This window comes from Streptomyces sp. BBFR51 (assembly GCF_044591655.1).
Lineage (GTDB): Bacteria > Actinomycetota > Actinomycetes > Streptomycetales > Streptomycetaceae > Streptomyces.
The window spans coordinates 5,858,725-5,873,912 of sequence record NZ_CP172448.1 but is presented as its reverse complement, the minus strand read 5'-3'; the positions used below and the strand labels follow the sequence as shown (position 1 = coordinate 5,873,912).

13 protein-coding genes are annotated in these 15,188 nt (G+C 71.3%); 5 read left to right on the top strand and 8 right to left on the bottom strand.

Annotated features, from left to right (window positions below; all coding sequences use genetic code 11):
* The first annotated feature begins 54 nt into the window (after window positions 1–54).
* The 3 genes from pta to pyk all read left to right on the top strand — a co-directional run bounded on the left by pta (window position 55) and on the right by pyk (window position 4,869).
* Window positions 55–2,148: a phosphate acetyltransferase gene (pta, locus tag ACGH7X_RS27005; protein ID WP_399889138.1), complete on the top strand. Its 2,094-nt coding sequence runs from the start codon at window positions 55–57 to the stop codon at window positions 2,146–2,148.
* Window positions 2,145–3,365, top strand: a complete 1,221-nt coding sequence (locus tag ACGH7X_RS27000) for an acetate kinase (RefSeq protein ID WP_399889135.1) — start codon at window positions 2,145–2,147, stop codon at window positions 3,363–3,365. Before pta ends, ACGH7X_RS27000 begins: the two co-directional genes overlap by 4 nt.
* A 73-nt stretch (window positions 3,366–3,438) precedes the next feature.
* The gene (gene pyk, locus ACGH7X_RS26995; RefSeq protein WP_399889133.1) at window positions 3,439–4,869 is read left to right on the top strand and encodes a pyruvate kinase; all 1,431 of its coding nucleotides are present in this window, start codon (window positions 3,439–3,441) and stop codon (window positions 4,867–4,869) included.
* 119 nt (window positions 4,870–4,988) lie between these two features.
* On the opposite strand, the gene ACGH7X_RS26990 is transcribed toward pyk, so the two are convergent.
* The 4 genes from ACGH7X_RS26990 to ACGH7X_RS26975 form a co-directional block, all read right to left on the bottom strand.
* Complete coding sequence (locus ACGH7X_RS26990) at window positions 4,989–6,389, bottom strand: hypothetical protein (RefSeq protein WP_399889131.1); 1,401 nt, start codon at window positions 6,387–6,389, stop codon at window positions 4,989–4,991.
* Window positions 6,379–7,017, bottom strand: a complete 639-nt coding sequence (locus tag ACGH7X_RS26985; protein WP_399889128.1) for a DUF6114 domain-containing protein — start codon at window positions 7,015–7,017, stop codon at window positions 6,379–6,381. The genes ACGH7X_RS26990 and ACGH7X_RS26985 overlap by 11 nt, the downstream gene beginning before the upstream one ends.
* A 118-nt stretch (window positions 7,018–7,135) precedes the next feature.
* Window positions 7,136–7,768, bottom strand: coding sequence for a DUF6230 family protein (locus ACGH7X_RS26980; protein ID WP_399889125.1), 633 nt, complete (start codon window positions 7,766–7,768; stop codon window positions 7,136–7,138).
* Between the two features lie 637 nt (window positions 7,769–8,405).
* Entirely contained in the window at window positions 8,406–9,383 is a 978-nt protein-coding gene (locus ACGH7X_RS26975) for a tetratricopeptide repeat protein (protein ID WP_399889122.1), read from the bottom strand.
* A 266-nt stretch (window positions 9,384–9,649) separates the two neighbouring features.
* On the opposite strand from ACGH7X_RS26975, the gene ACGH7X_RS26970 reads away from it, so the two are divergent.
* Complete coding sequence (locus tag ACGH7X_RS26970; RefSeq protein WP_399889119.1) at window positions 9,650–10,288, top strand: TetR/AcrR family transcriptional regulator; 639 nt, start codon at window positions 9,650–9,652, stop codon at window positions 10,286–10,288.
* A 35-nt stretch (window positions 10,289–10,323) separates the two neighbouring features.
* Here the strand turns inward: ACGH7X_RS26970 and ACGH7X_RS26965 are convergent, their stop codons facing one another.
* Window positions 10,324–11,343 carry an NADP-dependent oxidoreductase gene (locus ACGH7X_RS26965; RefSeq protein WP_399889117.1) on the bottom strand — a complete coding sequence of 340 codons (1,020 nt, stop codon included), beginning with the start codon at window positions 11,341–11,343 and terminating at the stop codon, window positions 10,324–10,326.
* Between the two features lie 70 nt (window positions 11,344–11,413).
* Here ACGH7X_RS26965 and ACGH7X_RS26960 point away from each other — a divergent pair, with 70 nt between their 5' ends.
* Complete coding sequence (locus ACGH7X_RS26960) at window positions 11,414–12,454, top strand: GlxA family transcriptional regulator (RefSeq protein ID WP_399889115.1); 1,041 nt, start codon at window positions 11,414–11,416, stop codon at window positions 12,452–12,454.
* A 33-nt stretch (window positions 12,455–12,487) separates the two neighbouring features.
* On the opposite strand, the gene ACGH7X_RS26955 is transcribed toward ACGH7X_RS26960, so the two are convergent.
* The 3 genes from ACGH7X_RS26955 to ACGH7X_RS26945 all read right to left on the bottom strand — a co-directional run bounded on the left by ACGH7X_RS26955 (window position 12,488) and on the right by ACGH7X_RS26945 (window position 15,177).
* The gene (locus ACGH7X_RS26955) at window positions 12,488–14,188 is read right to left on the bottom strand and encodes a methylmalonyl-CoA mutase family protein (RefSeq protein WP_399889112.1); all 1,701 of its coding nucleotides are present in this window, start codon (window positions 14,186–14,188) and stop codon (window positions 12,488–12,490) included.
* A 75-nt stretch (window positions 14,189–14,263) separates the two neighbouring features.
* Window positions 14,264–14,602 carry a DUF3817 domain-containing protein gene (locus tag ACGH7X_RS26950; protein WP_399889109.1) on the bottom strand — a complete coding sequence of 113 codons (339 nt, stop codon included), beginning with the start codon at window positions 14,600–14,602 and terminating at the stop codon, window positions 14,264–14,266.
* 65 nt (window positions 14,603–14,667) lie between these two features.
* Window positions 14,668–15,177 carry a MarR family winged helix-turn-helix transcriptional regulator gene (locus ACGH7X_RS26945; protein WP_399889106.1) on the bottom strand — a complete coding sequence of 170 codons (510 nt, stop codon included), beginning with the start codon at window positions 15,175–15,177 and terminating at the stop codon, window positions 14,668–14,670.
* Between the last annotated feature and the right edge of the window lie 11 nt (window positions 15,178–15,188).

Here is a 15,188-nt window from a genome sequence, read left to right as displayed (position 1 = left end):
CCGTGCACGGGACAGCCGCCACCGGACGAACACCAGACGAAACGGAGAGCTCGCGTGACGCGCAGCGTGTACGTGACCGGTATCGACCGCGGCGACGGCCGCCAGGTCGTCGAACTGGGGGTGATGGAGCTGCTCACCCGGCAGGTCGACCGGGTCGGCGTCTTCCGTCCCCTGGTCCACGACGGGCCCGACCGGCTCTTCGAGCTGCTGCGCGCCCGCTACCGGCTCTCGCAGGACCCGGCGACGGTCTACGGCATGGACTACCAGGAGGCGTCCGTCCTCCAGGCGGAACAGGGCGTGGACGAACTGGTGTCCGCGCTGGTCGACCGGTTCCACCTGGTCGCGCGGGACTACGACGTCGTCCTGGTCCTCGGCACCGACTACGCCGACACCCAGTTCCCGGACGAGCTGTCGTTGAACGCGCGGCTCGCCAACGAGTTCGGCGCCTCGGTCCTGCCCGTCGTCGGCGGCCGGGGCCAGAGCGCCGAGTCCGTGCTCGCGGAGACCCGCAACGCCTTCCGCGCCTACGACGGGCTGGGCTGCGACGTGCTGGCCATGGTGACCAACCGGGTCGCCCGCGAGGACCGGGACGAGATCGCCGAGCGGCTCGAGCACCGGCTGCCGGTGCCGTGCTGGGTGGTGCCGGACGAGCCCGCCCTGTCCGCGCCGACGGTCTCCCAGATCGCGCACGCCCTGGGCGCCCGGGTGGTCCTCGGCGACGACTCGGGGCTCGCCCGCGACGCGCTGGACTTCGTCTTCGGCGGGGCCATGCTGCCCAACCTGCTGAGCGCCCTGACGCCCGGCTGCCTGGTCATCACCCCGGGCGACCGCGCCGACCTGGTGATCGGCACGCTGGCCGCGCACAGCGCCGGCACCCCGCCGATAGCCGGGGTCCTGCTGACCCTGGACGAGGTTCCCGGCGACGGCATCCTCACCCTCGCCGCCCGCCTGGCCCCCGGCACACCGGTGCTGTCGGTGCCCGGCACCAGCTTCCCCACCGCCGCGCAGCTGTTCTCCCTGGAGGGCAAGCTGAACGCGGCCACCCCGCGCAAGGCGGAGACCGCGCTCGGCCTGTTCGAGCGCTACGTCGACACCGCCGAGCTGAACCAGCGGGTCTCCGCCCCCAGCAGCGACCGCGTCACGCCGATGATGTTCGAGCACAAGCTGCTCGAGCAGGCCCGCTCCGACCTGCGCCGGGTCGTGCTCCCGGAGGGCACCGAGGGCCGGGTGCTGCACGCGGCGGAGGTGCTGCTGCGCCGCGGCGTGTGCGAGCTGACGCTGCTCGGCCCGGTCGAGCAGATCCGCAAGAAGGCCGCCGACCTGGGCATCGACCTGGCCGGCGCCGAGCTGATCGACCCGGCCGCGAGCGAGCTGCGCGACTCCTTCGCCGAGCGGTACGCCGCCCTGCGCGCCCACAAGGGCGTGACCGTGGAGCTGGCGTACGACGTGGTCTCCGACGTGAACTACTTCGGCACGCTGATGGTGCAGGAAGGGTTCGCCGACGGCATGGTGTCGGGGTCCGTGCACTCGACGGCGGCGACCATCCGCCCCGCATTCGAGGTCATCAAGACCAAGCCGGACGCCGCGATCGTCTCGTCGGTCTTCTTCATGTGCCTGGCCGACAAGGTCCTGGTCTACGGCGACTGCGCGGTCAACCCCGACCCGAACGCGGAGCAGCTCGCCGACATCGCGACGCAGTCGGCGTCGACGGCGGCGCAGTTCGGGGTGGAGCCGCGGATCGCGATGCTGTCGTACTCGACGGGCACGTCCGGTTCGGGCGCGGACGTCGACAAGGTGCGCGAGGCGACGGAGCTGGTCCGCTCGCGCCGCCCGGACCTCAGTGTCGAGGGGCCGATCCAGTACGACGCCGCGGTCGAGCCGTCGGTGGCCGCGACCAAGCTGCCCGGTTCGGCGGTCGCCGGGCAGGCCAGCGTGCTGATCTTCCCGGACCTGAACACCGGCAACAACACCTACAAGGCGGTGCAGCGCTCGGCCGGCGCCATCGCCGTGGGCCCGGTGCTCCAGGGTCTGCGCAAGCCGGTCAACGACCTGTCCCGGGGCGCGCTCGTGCAGGACATCGTCAACACCGTCGCCATCACGGCGATCCAGGCCCAGCAGTCCCCGACCGAGAAGGCGTCCGACCTGTGAGTGGTACCCGCGTCCTCGTCCTCAACTCCGGCTCCTCGTCGGTGAAGTACCAGCTGATCGACATGCGCGGCGGCGAGCGGCTGGCGGTGGGGCTCGTCGAGCGGATCGGTGAGGAGACCTCCCGGCTGAAGCACACGCCGGCGGGTGGTGGGAGCCGGGAGTGGAGCGGGGCCGTCCCCGACCACGACGCCGCGCTCAAGGCGGTGGCGGCGGAGCTGGCCAAGGACGGGCTGGGCCTGGACTCCTCCGAGCTGGCCGCGATCGGGCACCGGGTGGTGCACGGCGGGAAGCACTTCACCGAGCCGACCGTGATCGACGACGCCGTGCTCGCGGAGATCGAGCGGCTCATCCCGGTCGCCCCGCTGCACAACCCGGCCAACCTCACCGGCATCCGCACCGCGCAGGCGCTGCGCCCGGACCTGCCGCAGGTCGCCGTGTTCGACACGGCCTTCCACACGACGATGCCGGAGTCCGCGGCCCGCTACGCGATCGACGTCGAGACCGCAGACGCCCACCGCATCCGCCGCTACGGCTTCCACGGCACCTCGCACGCCTACGTCTCGCGCGAGACCGCGCGGCTGCTGGGCCGGGCGCCCGAGGACGTGAACGTCATCGTGCTGCACCTGGGCAACGGGGCGTCCGCCTCGGCCGTGCGGGGCGGGCGCTGCGTGGACACCTCCATGGGGCTGACGCCTTTGGAGGGGCTCGTGATGGGTACGCGCTCGGGAGACATGGACCCGGCCGTCATCTTCCATTTGATGCGTGTTGGGGGAATGTCCGCCGACGAGATCGACACTCTTCTCAACAAGGGGAGCGGTCTGATCGGGCTGTGCGGCGACAACGACATGCGGGAGATCCGCCGCCGTGTCGACGCCGGCGACGAGCGGGCGCGGCTGGCCTTCGACATCTACATTCACCGGCTCAAGAAGTACATCGGGGCCTATTACGCCGTTCTCGGGCGGGTGGACGCCGTGGCGTTCACGGCCGGGGTCGGCGAGAACTCGGCGCCGGTGCGGGAGGCCGCCCTGGCGGGCCTCGACGGGCTCGGCCTGGCGGTCGACGGCGAACTGAACGCCGTACGCGGCGACGCGGCCAGGCTGATCTCGCCCGCGGGGGCCCGGGTGGCGGTGGCCGTGGTGCCGACCGACGAGGAAATGGAGATCGCGACACAGACCTACGCGCTGGTAAATGAATCGGGGAATCTCAATCTCACCTGAGCGGCATCCCGCCCTTTTGTGTTTTCCGCCAGACGGAATATTCCGCAGCGAAACAAACCGATAGGATCGCCCCATGCGCCGTTCGAAAATCGTCTGTACTCTCGGCCCCGCGGTCGACTCCCACGAGCAGCTCGTCACGCTGATCGAAGCCGGCATGAACGTGGCCCGCTTCAACTTCAGCCACGGCAGCCACGCCGAGCACCAGGGGCGTTACGACCGTGTCCGGGCCGCCGCCAAGGAGACCGGCCGGGCCGTGGGTGTCCTCGCCGACCTCCAGGGACCGAAGATCCGCCTGGAGACCTTCGCGGAGGGCCCCGTCGAGCTGGTGCGCGGTGACGAGTTCACCATCACCACCGAGGACGTGCCGGGCGACAGGACGATCTGCGGCACGACGTACAAGGGCCTGCCCGGCGACGTCACCAAGGGCGACCAGGTGCTCATCAACGACGGCAACGTCGAGCTGAAGGTCACCGGTGTCGAGGGCCCGCGGGTGAAGGCGATCGTCATCGAGGGCGGCGTCATCTCGGACCACAAGGGCATCAACCTGCCCGGCGCGGCGGTGAACGTGCCCGCGCTGTCCGACAAGGACGTCGAGGACCTGCGGTTCGCGCTGCGCATGGGCTGCGACATGGTCGCCCTCTCCTTCGTCCGGGACGCCAAGGACGTCGCCGACGTGCACCGCGTCATGGACGAGGAGGGCCGCCGCGTTCCCGTCATCGCCAAGGTGGAGAAGCCGCAGGCGGTCGAGAACATGGAGGACGTGGTCGCGGCCTTCGACGCCGTCATGGTCGCCCGTGGCGACCTGGCCGTCGAGTACCCGCTCGAGAAGGTCCCCATGGTGCAGAAGCGCCTGATCGAGCTGTGCCGGCGCAACGCCAAGCCGGTGATCGTGGCGACCCAGATGATGGAGTCGATGATCACCAACTCCCGTCCGACCCGCGCCGAGGCCTCCGACGTGGCCAACGCGATCCTGGACGGTGCCGACGCGGTCATGCTGTCCGCCGAGTCGAGCGTGGGCGCGTACCCCATCGAGACGGTCAAGACGATGTCGAAGATCGTCACGGCCGCCGAGCAGGAGCTGCTCTCCAAGGGCCTCCAGCCGCTGGTGCCGGGCAAGAAGCCGCGCACGCAGGGCGGTTCGGTGGCCCGTGCCGCCGCCGAGATCGCCGACTTCCTCGGCGGCAAGGGTCTGGTGGCCTTCACCCAGTCCGGTGACACCGCCCGCCGGCTGTCCCGCTATCGCGCGGCGCAGCCCATCCTCGCCTTCACCACCGACGAGTCCACCCGCAACCAGCTGGCGCTCAGCTGGGGCGTGGAGCCGCACGTGGTGCCGTTCGTGAACAGCACCGACGAGATGGTCGACCTGGTGGACCAGGAGACGATGCGCCTCGGCCGGTTCCACGACGGCGACATCGTCGTGATCACCGCCGGTTCGCCCCCCGGCGTGCCCGGCACCACCAACATGGTCCGCGTGCACCACCTGGGCGAGACCCGCCGCGGCTGACGCGACCGACGGTCCCGCACCGGGCTTCGGTGCGGCTTCTGTACGGCGCTGAGGGCGCCCCCTGCGACAGGGGGCGCCCTCAGGCGTTGCGCGGCTCCCGAACGGGCTCGTGGGCGCGCTCAGTCGGTCGTGTACTGGTGCAGCCCCGGGACGTGGAGCGTGCCGCCGAACTGACCGGCCTGCACGACCTTCACCTTGGTGAAGTAGATCAGCGGGATGTCCAGCGGCGGCGGGTTCTCCGGGTCGAAGGTGATCGGGATCAGCCCGAGCAGGTTGCCCGAGATGCTCTCGGTGTAGAACACCGTGTCCCCGTCGCGGATGGTGGACGTCGAGCCCTCGGCCGCCTGGACGTGGTAGGTCTTGCCGGCCTGCTTGTCCTGCACCGTCTGGTGCAGGTCGCCGATGTCCGTGCCTCCCGAGATGACGTACTTGAGCACCTTCTTGGTGGTGCCGTTGGCGGTCTTCACCTCGACGATGCCCTTGTAGGAGGCGCCCTTCAGCGTCAGCGAGCTGGCGTTGAGGTACCAGGGGTCGTCGGGCAGCGGCACCTTGTTGTCGACGCCGCCCTCGTCGTCGGTGGCGGCCGGGCAGTCCTCGGGGTCCGTACCGGCGCTCTCGGAGGCGCTGGGGCTGGGCGAGGCGGTGGCGTCGTCCTTGACCTTCTCCGCGTCCTCCTTGGCCTCCTCGGCCGCCTTCTCGGCCGCCTCGGCCGCCTTGTCCACCGAGTCCTTGGTGTCCTCGGCCGCCTTCGACGCCGTGTCCGTCACGCCCGAGACGGTGTCCTCCACCGTGCCGGTGACCTTGTCGGTGGTCTCCTTCACGGGGTCGGACGCGTCGCCCGAGGCGCTCTCGGACGCCGAAGGCGTGGGGCTCGGGCTCTCCTCGGCCTTCTTGCCGCCGGTGAAGATGCCCTCGATGGCGTCGCCGAGGCCGTCCAGGAGCCCGCCCTTGTCCTGCGACTCGGAGGGGGACGGCTCCGCGGCGCTCCCGGCGGACGACTCCTGGCTCTGCGACGCGGAGGGGCTCGGGGCGGGGTCGGCCTTGTCGCCGTCGCCGGCCTCGGCACCCTTGTCGCCCGTGTCGTCCTTGTCGTCGGAACCTGAATCCGACGAAGAGGACTCACCCTTGTCCGTGCCCGCGTCCCCGGCGGAGTCCGAGGGGCTCGGCTCCTTCGAGTCGTCCTTGCCGTCGTCGGCCCCGTCGGTCGCCGAGGGCGACGGCGTGGGCGACTCGGACGGGTCCTTCTCGGCGTCCTCGAGGGCCGCCACGCAGTCCTTGTACTCGTCGGCCGTCAGGCTGTTGGAGGCCGGCGCCGTGTCGTTGCCGTCGGCGAGGGCCAGCGTCGGGGTGAACCCCATCCCCATGAGGACGGCGGTGGGCATCGCCGCGATGGCTATCGCCTTGCCGGCCGGCATGTGGAACCTGGTGAACAACGGCTTCTTGGGTGCCGCGTGGCGCGGCCCGGTTCTCACACGGGACGACTCCACGTCAGTCCCGCGGGTCACCTCGTCAGCCGGCACTGTGCCTCCCGTTCGCCCCGTTGGCCGGGATCGTTCCTGACAGATCGTGCGCCCCCAGCGTCCCGAAGGCCTGGGTGGGCCCCCCGCCCTCCATGCCGTCCCTCGGCCTCGGCACCGTGGCGTCGGACGCCGTGCCGCCGGGCGCCGGGATGCCGGGAAGCCCGGTGCCGGGGACCACGCCCTCGGGCGCGTCACCCGTTCCCCTGCCCTCCAGCGGCGGCTCGGCCTGCGGCGGCTCGCCCGGCACCCACGACACGGCCATCGCTCCGCCGACCAGCGCGAGCAGGAAGCCGATGAGGAAACCGCCGAGGTTGGACACGGGGATGGAGACCAGCGCCAGCAGGATCGCCGCGACGCCCGCGAAGACCCGGACATGCTTCTGGAACCAGAGGCTGATGCCGAGGACGACCAGCAGCACGCCGATGATCAGGGACCCGGAGCCCGCGGTGGTGGCCATCGCCAGCGTCAGGTGACCGATCTGGAGGTTCGCGTACGGGAAGTAGGCGATGGGGATTCCGCCGAGCGCGACGAACAGGCCGGCCCAGAACGGCCGCGCGCCACGCCAGGCACGGAACTGCAGCCTCCGGCGGGTGAACTGGCCGACGGCGGCAGGAGTCTCGGCGCTCATGGAATACAGCTCCCTGGTACGGCATTTGCTGTGGTGGAGATGTGGGCCGCGTGTGAAGGCGCGGCCGGAGTGGGGACGGGCGGGGGCGCCACCGGCTCCCCCGCCCGTCAAGGGGTGCTTAGTAGCACTCCTTGACACCCTTGGACAGCGACATCTTCAGACCGCTGAGCTTGAAGGTTCCGGCCGTGGTCGCCCACGCCGTCTGCTTCACGTTCTTCAGCGTGGCCGAGTCGGCCTGCTGAGCGAATCCGTACGGATTCGTGGTGTCGCCCTTCTTGATGCCAGGACCCTTGTTGGCGTCCTTGGCGGCCACACCGATGTCGATGCCGCGGAACGTGGCATCGGCCTCGAGGTCCTCGACGTCGATGTACAGGTTCTCCGCCTTGACCGGGGTGTCGCCACCGCCGGCCTTCAGCATGAGACTGACCGAGCCGATCAGCGGGATGTCCGGGGTGACCACGGACTGGCACATGTTCTTGATCGACGCGGACTTGAACGCCGAGACGGCGACGGGGTGAGCCGTCTTCTCGCCCTTCAGCGTGTAACCCGAGTCGATCGCCCCGTACTGGGAGAAGCCCGTGCCGTCGAGCTGGTCCGCCGTCACCTTGAACGACTGACCCGACACGCTGAACGAGGCGGCGAGAGCGCCCTGCGCGAGCGCGACACCTATCGCAGCCGTGGCGGCGACGCTGGGCACCATCACCACAGCGAACCGCTTCCATCTGGTCCCGCCACGCACCTGGGACTCCATATTTCCTCCTTCTCGGACGTACATCTCCTGGCCTCGTCCGGCCTCCGGTTCGGTGGCTCGGCCTGGCAGGGATGGGAGAAGTGCTACGTCCTCGGGAAGGAGAGCGCCTGTCCTCGGCGGCACGTACAACGCGCCCGAACAACCGGCGATCACCCCCGAGCGACAACCACTGGTCGCGCCTGACACGCATCACGCACAACCCTGCTGGACAGGCTTCGCCGGATGAGCGAAGACCCCCCTGCCCAAGAGCCGGCGTCACTGCCGCCGACCCTGCTCGGTGGGGACCCAGGAACCCCCGCGACCCGACTGGCTTTCGGGGTACGGGAATGGACCGAGCGTCGCCGATCGTGGTGCATTCTCGCCGTCGGCACAAGGGGGTTCGTTACTCGCTAGTAACGGCCGGATAACCGCGGGGCGACGCACCGGCCCCGAACGGCGACGCTGGGTGTGCCATGAGGGCGGAACAAAACTATTGATCGATGGACAGAGTCCGACAGATCGACGGCCTCGACTTACTGGCAGTAACAGCGGCCGCGATTACCAAGCTTTGGTAAAGCGCGGCCGCAGTGACGCCTCGTCGACAGCTCCTTCACACGCGCAACACGTCCACGGCGTTTAAAACGCCGACCAGAACCGACTAGAACAGGGCGCGGGCCAGCGCCCGGCGCGCCGCGGTCACCCGCGGATCGTCGGCACCGACCACCTCGAACAGCTCCAGCAACCGCAGCCGTACGGCGTTGCGGTCGTCCCCGGCCGTGACGCGCACCGCGTCGATGAGGCGCCCGAAGGCGTCCTCCACGTGACCGCCCACCAGGTCCAGGTCGGCGGCGGCGATCTGCGCCTGGGCGTCGCCCGGCTTGTCGGCCGCCTCCTGACGGACCTGCTGCGGATCGGCGTTCTGCACCCGCTGGAGCAACTCGGCCTGGGCCAGACCCAGTTTGGCCTCCGTGTTGCCCGGGTCCTCGGCCAGCACGTTCTTGTACGCCTGGACCGCGCCGCCCAGGTCGCCCGCGTCCATCGCCTGCACGGCGGCGTCGAGGGCCGCGTCGTGCGGGCCGGCCGGACGCTCGGGGGCGGCGGGCTGCGCGGCGCCCGGCTCCGCCTCGGGGTCGACGACGAGACCGGTCAGACCGAAGCGCTCCTCGCCGACCTGCACCAGCTGGTCCAGGGTCTGGCGGATCTGCGCCTCGCCCGCGGCCCCCTGGAAGAGCGGCAGCGCCTGTCCGGCGACGACCGCGAACACGGCCGGGATGCCCTGGACGCCGAACTGCTGCATCAGCATCTGGTTGGCGTCGACATCGACCCTGGCGAGGAGGAAGCGCCCGTTGTACTCGACGGCGAGCCGCTCCAGGACCGGGCTCAACTGCTTGCAGGGCTCGCACCACTCGGCCCAGAAGTCGATGACGACCGGGACCTCGGTGGACCGCTGAAGTACATCGCTCTCGAAGCCGGCCTCGTCGACGTCGATGACGAGGTCGGCCGGGGAGACGGCTCCCGCTCCCCCGTGACGGGCGGCCTCGGCGCGGGCCTGCTCCGCCTTGGTCTTGGCCTCCTGGGCCTGCTTCACCGCGGCGAGGTCGACGACCCCGCTCATGGACATGTTCCGTGGCTGCATGGGTCTATCCTCCCCCGTCCTGCGCGCGCGTGTGAAAAGCGGGTCGAAAGCCCGCCCGGACGTGTGCTGTTCTGCGTGTGTGCCGTTCGGCGCCGGGTCCCCACCCCACGCCCGTGGTCGTCGCTGGGGCGCGGGCGGACCCGCGCTTTCGCTACGAGTCGTAGCGTAATGCCAGGACGGCCCGTCGGAACACCCCACCGCCAGACCCCGTCGCGGTGATCTGTCTCACGACCGGGCGCGTGTTACCCGCCGGTTAAGGTCGGGGGATGCAGAGCAGCAGCCCCGCCGGCCGTGCCGGCCGCCCGCGCAGCGCCGCGGCGGACACCGCGATCCTGGCCGCGACGCGGGCCGCCCTGGTCGACCTCGGCTGGTCGAAGCTCACCCTGGGAGACGTCGCCACCCGGGCCGGGGTTGCCAAGACGACGCTCTATCGCCGCTGGGCGGGCAAGAACGAGCTGGTGGTCGACGCGGTGGCGGAGCTGTTCGACGAACTCCGGCTCCCCGACCGGGGCTCACTGGCCGCCGACATCGAGGGCGTGGTGCTCCAGTTCGCGGCGATCCTGGCCCGGCCGGAGGCCAAGAGCGGGCTGATGGCGGTGGTCGCCGAGTCCACCCGCGACGACGCGCTGCGCGAGCGCATCCGCACGTCGATCGTCGAACGGCAGAAGCGCCTGGTGCTGGAGGGCAGGGCCCGCGCCCAGGCCAGGGGCGAACTGCCGCCCGAGCCGGACGCCGCGGAGGCGGCCCGCACCGTGGACCTGATCTTCGACCTGGTCGCGGGAGCGGTGGTGCACCGCACCCTGGTGAGCGCGGAGACCGCCGACGAGGAGTGGGTGCGCGGCCTGACCCGTGTCCTGTTGACGGGCCTGGCCGGCGGGGCGGAGGAGCCGGCCGCGCCCCACTAGGACCCGGGCCCGGGCCACGGCCGGCCCGGTTCGCCTCAGCGCACGGTGATGACCAGCTTTCCCGTGGTGCGGCCGGTCTCCCCCTGAGCGTGCGCGCGGGCGCCCTCGGCGAGCGGGAAGGTGCCGGAGACGTGGGCGCGCAGCCTGCCCGCTTCGACGAGTGAGGCGATGGCGCGCATCCCGGCCCGGTCGTGCTCGACCAGCAGCCCTACGGCGCGGCCGCCCGCCTTCTCCGCGGCCGTGCGGGTCTCCGCGGTGACCGGCAGCAGGGACACGACGACACCGCCGGGGCGGAGCACGCTCACCGACCGGGCGGCGGTCTCCCCGCCGACGGCGTCGAGGACGACGTCGTAGCGCGCGTCGGTGTCGGTGAAGTCCTCGGTGCGGTGGTCGACGCAGGCGTCGGCCCCCAGCTCGCGCAGGAAGTCGTGCTTGGGGGCGCTCGCCGTCCCGGTGACGTGCGCGCCGCGCTCCTTGGCGATCTGTACGGCGAGGTGGCCGACGCCTCCCGCCGCCGCGTGGATCAGCACGCGCTGTCCGGCCCGGACGTCCGCGGTGTCGACGAGGGCCTGCCAGGCGGTGAGCGCGGCCAGCGGCAGGGCGGCCGCCTGGACGTGATCGATCCCGGCGGGCTTGGCGGCGAAGGCGCGGGCGGGTCCGGTCACGTACTCGGCGTGGGAGCCGGCCCCGTGCGGATAGGGCAGCATGCCGAACACCTCGTCGCCTGGCCGGAAGAGGGTGACGCCGAAGCCGGCCTCCACGACGGTGCCGGAGACGTCCCAGCCGAGGGTCAGCGGCGGGGGCGGCAGGAAGATGCTCACGGCGCGGTGCTTGAAGTCCGTGGGGTTGAGGCCGGCCGCGTGCACGGCGACGAGGATCTCGCCGGGGCCGGGTGCGGGCCGGGGCAGTTCGGTCAGCCGCAGCACCTCGGGGCCGCCGAGGGCCGTCTGGTGCAGGGCGAGCATCACCGGGGCGGCGTCCGGGGAGGCCACCGGGTCCGGGGAGGCCGCGGGGTCCGGGGAGGCGGGGTTCGCAGAGGTGTCCGTCGAGGTCATGCCCCGATCCTGGCCGTACGGTACGGCCCGGGGCGATGGCGAGAAGGTCATCATCCGATACATTCGTGCCATGCTCGTCGATGTCGCCGCCCGCGCGGCCGAACTGGAGCGCCGGATGCGCCCGGAGCCCCGGCCCGGCGCCCACAGAGTCGTCGTCCTCGCCCTGGACGGCGTCTACCCCTTCGAACTCGGCATCCCGCACCGGGTCCTGGGTTCCGCCGACGGCCGCTACGAGGTGCTGTCCGCCGGCGTGGACGGACGGCCCGTGCGCACCGACTCGGACCTGACCGTCACCCCGGCGCACGGTCCCGAGGTGCTGGCCGGGGCGGACACCGTGGTCATCCCCCCGTACGCGATCACCGCCGCCTCGGCCGCCACCCCGGACCCGCGGGCCCTCGCCGCGCTGTCCCGGGTCCGCCCCGGCACCCGGCTGGTGTCCATCTGCACCGGCGCCTTCCTGCTGGCCGCCGCCGGTCTCCTGGACGGGCGCCGGGCCACCACCCACTGGGCGCTCGCCGACCACTTCCAGGAGCTGTTCCCCCGGGTCGAGCTGGACGCCGGTGTGCTCTTCGTCGACCACGGCGACCTGCTGACCTCCGCGGGGGCGGCGAGCGGTGTCGACGTCTGCCTGCATCTGGTGCGCCAGGACCACGGCAGCGAGGTGGCGAGCGAGGTCGCCCGTCGCTGTGTGGTGCCGCCCTACCGGGACGGCGGGCAGGCGCAGTACATCGAGCGGCCGCTGCCCCCGACGAGCGCGACCGGCACCGGGCCGACGCGCGACTGGGCGCTGCGGCGGCTGGAACTGCCCCTGTCGCTGGAGGAGCTGGCCGCGCACGCGGCGATGAGCACCCGTACCTTCGCCCGGCGCTTCAGGGAGGAGACCGGGCTGAGCCCCGGCCGCTGGGTGACCCAGCAGCGGCTGCGGCGGGCGCGGCACCTGCTGGAGTCCAGCGACCTGTCGGTGGAACGGGTGGCCCACGAGGTCGGCTTCGCCACCGCGACCTCGCTGCGACGGCACCTAGCGGCGGAGGCCGGGGTGGCACCGTCGGCGTACCGGCGCACGTTCCGTGCCTCGGGTTCCTCGGGTTCCTCGGGTTCCTCGGGTCCGTAGGGGGCGCGGGGGCGCCCCCGGTGTCGGCTTCGCTCAGAACCCGGCCGGCTCCGTGTACACCCCCCACTCGTCCCGCAGCACCCCGCAGATCTCGCCCAGCGTCGCCTCCGCGCGCACCGCGTCCAGCATCGGTCCGATCATGTTGCCGCCGGAGCGGGCCGCGGCGAGCATGCCGTCCAGGGCGGTGCGCACGGCCGCGTCGTCGCGGGCGCCCTTGCGCTCGGCCAGGACCCGCACCTGCTCGCGCTCGACCTCGTGGCTGACCCGCAGGATCTCCAGGTCGCCGGTGACGGAGCCGGTGTGGACGTTGACGCCGACGACCCTCTTGTCGTCCTTCTCCAGGGCCTGCTGGTAGCGGAAGGCGGACTCGGCGATCTCGCCGGTGAACCAGCCGTCCTCGATGCCGCGCAGGAGACCGGAGGTGATCGGCCCGACGGGGTGCTGCCCGTCGGGGTGGGCGCGCAGCCCGCGCTCCTTGATCTGCTCGAAGATCTTCTCGGCGTCGGCCTCGATGCGGTCGGTCAGCTGCTCGATGAACCAGGAACCGCCCAGCGGGTCGGCGACGTTGCCGACGCCGATCTCCTCCATCAGCACCTGCTGGGTGCGCAGGGCGATCTCCGCGGCCTGCTCGCTGGGCAGGGCGAGGGTCTCGTCGAGCGCGTTGGTGTGCAGGGAGTTGGTGCCGCCGAGCACGGCCGCCAGCGCCTCCACGGCGGTCCGTACGACGTTGTTGTACGGCTGCTGCGCGGTCAGCGAAACGCCGGCGGTCTGGGTGTGGAACCGCAGCCACTGCGCCTTGTCGGTCTGCGCCCCGTACACGTCGCGCATCCAGCGTGCCCAGATCCTGCGGGCCGCGCGGAACTTGGCGATCTCCTCGAAGAAGTCGAGGTGCGCGTCGAAGAAGAAGGAGAGGCCGGGGGCGAAGACGTCGACGTCCAGTCCGCGCGACAGGCCCAGCTCCACGTACCCGAAGCCGTCCGCCAGCGTGTACGCCAGCTCCTGCGCGGCCGTCGAACCGGCCTCGCGGATGTGGTACCCGGAGACGGAGAGCGGCTTGTAGGCGGGGATGCCGGCCGCGCAGTACTCCATGAGGTCGCCGATCAGGCGCAGGTGCGGCTCGGGCTGGAAGAGCCACTCCTTCTGGGCGATGTACTCCTTGAAGATGTCGGTCTGGAGCGTGCCGTTGAGGACGGACGCGTCGACGCCCTGCCGTTCGGCGGCGACCAGGTACATGCAGAACACGGGCACGGCGGGCCCGCTGATCGTCATGGAGGTCGTCACGTCGCCGAGCGGGATGTCCCGGAACAGCACCTCCATGTCGGCGGCCGAGTCGATGGCCACCCCGCAGTGCCCGACCTCGCCGAGCGAGCGCGGGTCGTCGGAGTCGCGGCCCATCAGGGTCGGCATGTCGAAGGCGACCGAGAGCCCGCCTCCGCCGTTGCGGAGGATCATCTTGTAGCGCTCGTTGGTCTGCTCGGCGTTGCCGAAGCCGGCGAACTGCCGGATGGTCCACGTACGCCCTCGGTACCCGGTCGGATGCAGGCCCCGGGTGAAGGGGTACTCCCCCGGCCAGCCGATCCGCTCGAAGCCCTCGTACTCGTCCCCCGGCCGGGGCCCGTACACCGGCTCCACGGGGTCTCCGGAGAGCGTGGTGAAGTCCGCGTCGCGCTTGCGCGCCGCGTCGTACCGGGCCTGCCAGCGAAGGCGGCCCTCCTCTATGGCGTGAGCGTCCATACCCCCAATTTACTAGGACGTCCAAGTAAATGTCGATGGGGGACCGCCGTACGGGTGGTCCGCACGGCGGTGGGGTCAGGCCCGGGCGACCGCCGGCTCGGCCTCGGCGACCTTCGCGTCCAGCTCCCGGCTGATCCGTCGCTCCACGAAGAAGGCGGCCGTCGGAACGGTCCCGGCGAGCAGCACCCAGAGCTGCTTCTTCACCGGCCACTTCGCCTTGGACCCCAGGTCGAAGGCGAAGACGAGGTAGATCACGTACAGCCAGCCGTGGGCGATGCTGACGACCTGCGTGAAGTCGGCGGCGCCGCCCAGATCCAGCACATACTTGGCGATCATGCCAAGGCACAGTGCGATCAGCAGCACACCGGTGACGTACGCCATGACCCGGTAGCGGGTCAGCACGCTCTTTTTCATGGCTACGAGCGTAACCGCCCGTTTCGCGCGATCTTCGGGCGGGTCGGGCGACTCGCCCGGCGCGTTCAGTCCTCCTCGAAGTCCCCCGCGGCGACCCGCAGCGGCCTGAGCATCGCGAAGATCTCGCCGCACTCCTCGGCGTCGTACGCGCCCAGGCCGAAGTCCATCCCCATCAGGTCGCGGGTGGCCGCCTCGACGACCTCACGGCCCTTGTCGGTGATCGTGGCCAGCGTGCCGCGGCCGTCGTTGGGGTTGGGGCGCTTGTCCACCAGGCCGGACCTCACCAGGCGGTCGACCGTGTTCGTCACGGAGGTGGGGTGCACCATCAGGCGCTCACCGATCTTGGACATCGGCAGTTCGCCCGACTTGGAGAAGGTGAGCAGCACCAGCGCCTCGTACCGCGCGAACGTCAGCCCGTAGGGCTTGACCACCGCGTCGACCTCGGCCAGCAGGATCTGCTGCGCCCGCATGATCGACGTGATGGCGGCCATGGACGGCACACCGCCCCAGCGCTGCTTCCAGTGTTCGTCGGCGCGGGCGATGGGGTCGAAGGAGAGACTGAGGGGCTTCGGCACGGCATCAGACC

Excerpts from the sequence above, each read along its gene's own strand:
- pyk (WP_399889133.1), top strand. The coding sequence starts at position 3,439 with ATGCGCCGTTCGAAAATCGTCTGTACTCTCGGCCCCGCGGTCGACTCC.
- ACGH7X_RS26960 (WP_399889115.1), top strand. The coding sequence starts at position 11,414 with ATGCTCGTCGATGTCGCCGCCCGCGCGGCCGAACTGGAGCGCCGGATG.
- ACGH7X_RS26975 (WP_399889122.1), bottom strand. The coding sequence starts at position 9,383 with ATGCAGCCACGGAACATGTCCATGAGCGGGGTCGTCGACCTCGCCGCG.
- ACGH7X_RS26985 (WP_399889128.1), bottom strand. The coding sequence starts at position 7,017 with ATGAGCGCCGAGACTCCTGCCGCCGTCGGCCAGTTCACCCGCCGGAGG.
- ACGH7X_RS26965 (WP_399889117.1), bottom strand. The coding sequence starts at position 11,343 with ATGACCTCGACGGACACCTCTGCGAACCCCGCCTCCCCGGACCCCGCG.
- ACGH7X_RS26970 (WP_399889119.1), top strand. The coding sequence starts at position 9,650 with ATGCAGAGCAGCAGCCCCGCCGGCCGTGCCGGCCGCCCGCGCAGCGCC.
- ACGH7X_RS26955 (WP_399889112.1), bottom strand. The coding sequence starts at position 14,188 with ATGGACGCTCACGCCATAGAGGAGGGCCGCCTTCGCTGGCAGGCCCGG.
- ACGH7X_RS26980 (WP_399889125.1), bottom strand. The coding sequence starts at position 7,768 with ATGGAGTCCCAGGTGCGTGGCGGGACCAGATGGAAGCGGTTCGCTGTG.
- ACGH7X_RS26950 (WP_399889109.1), bottom strand. The coding sequence starts at position 14,602 with ATGAAAAAGAGCGTGCTGACCCGCTACCGGGTCATGGCGTACGTCACC.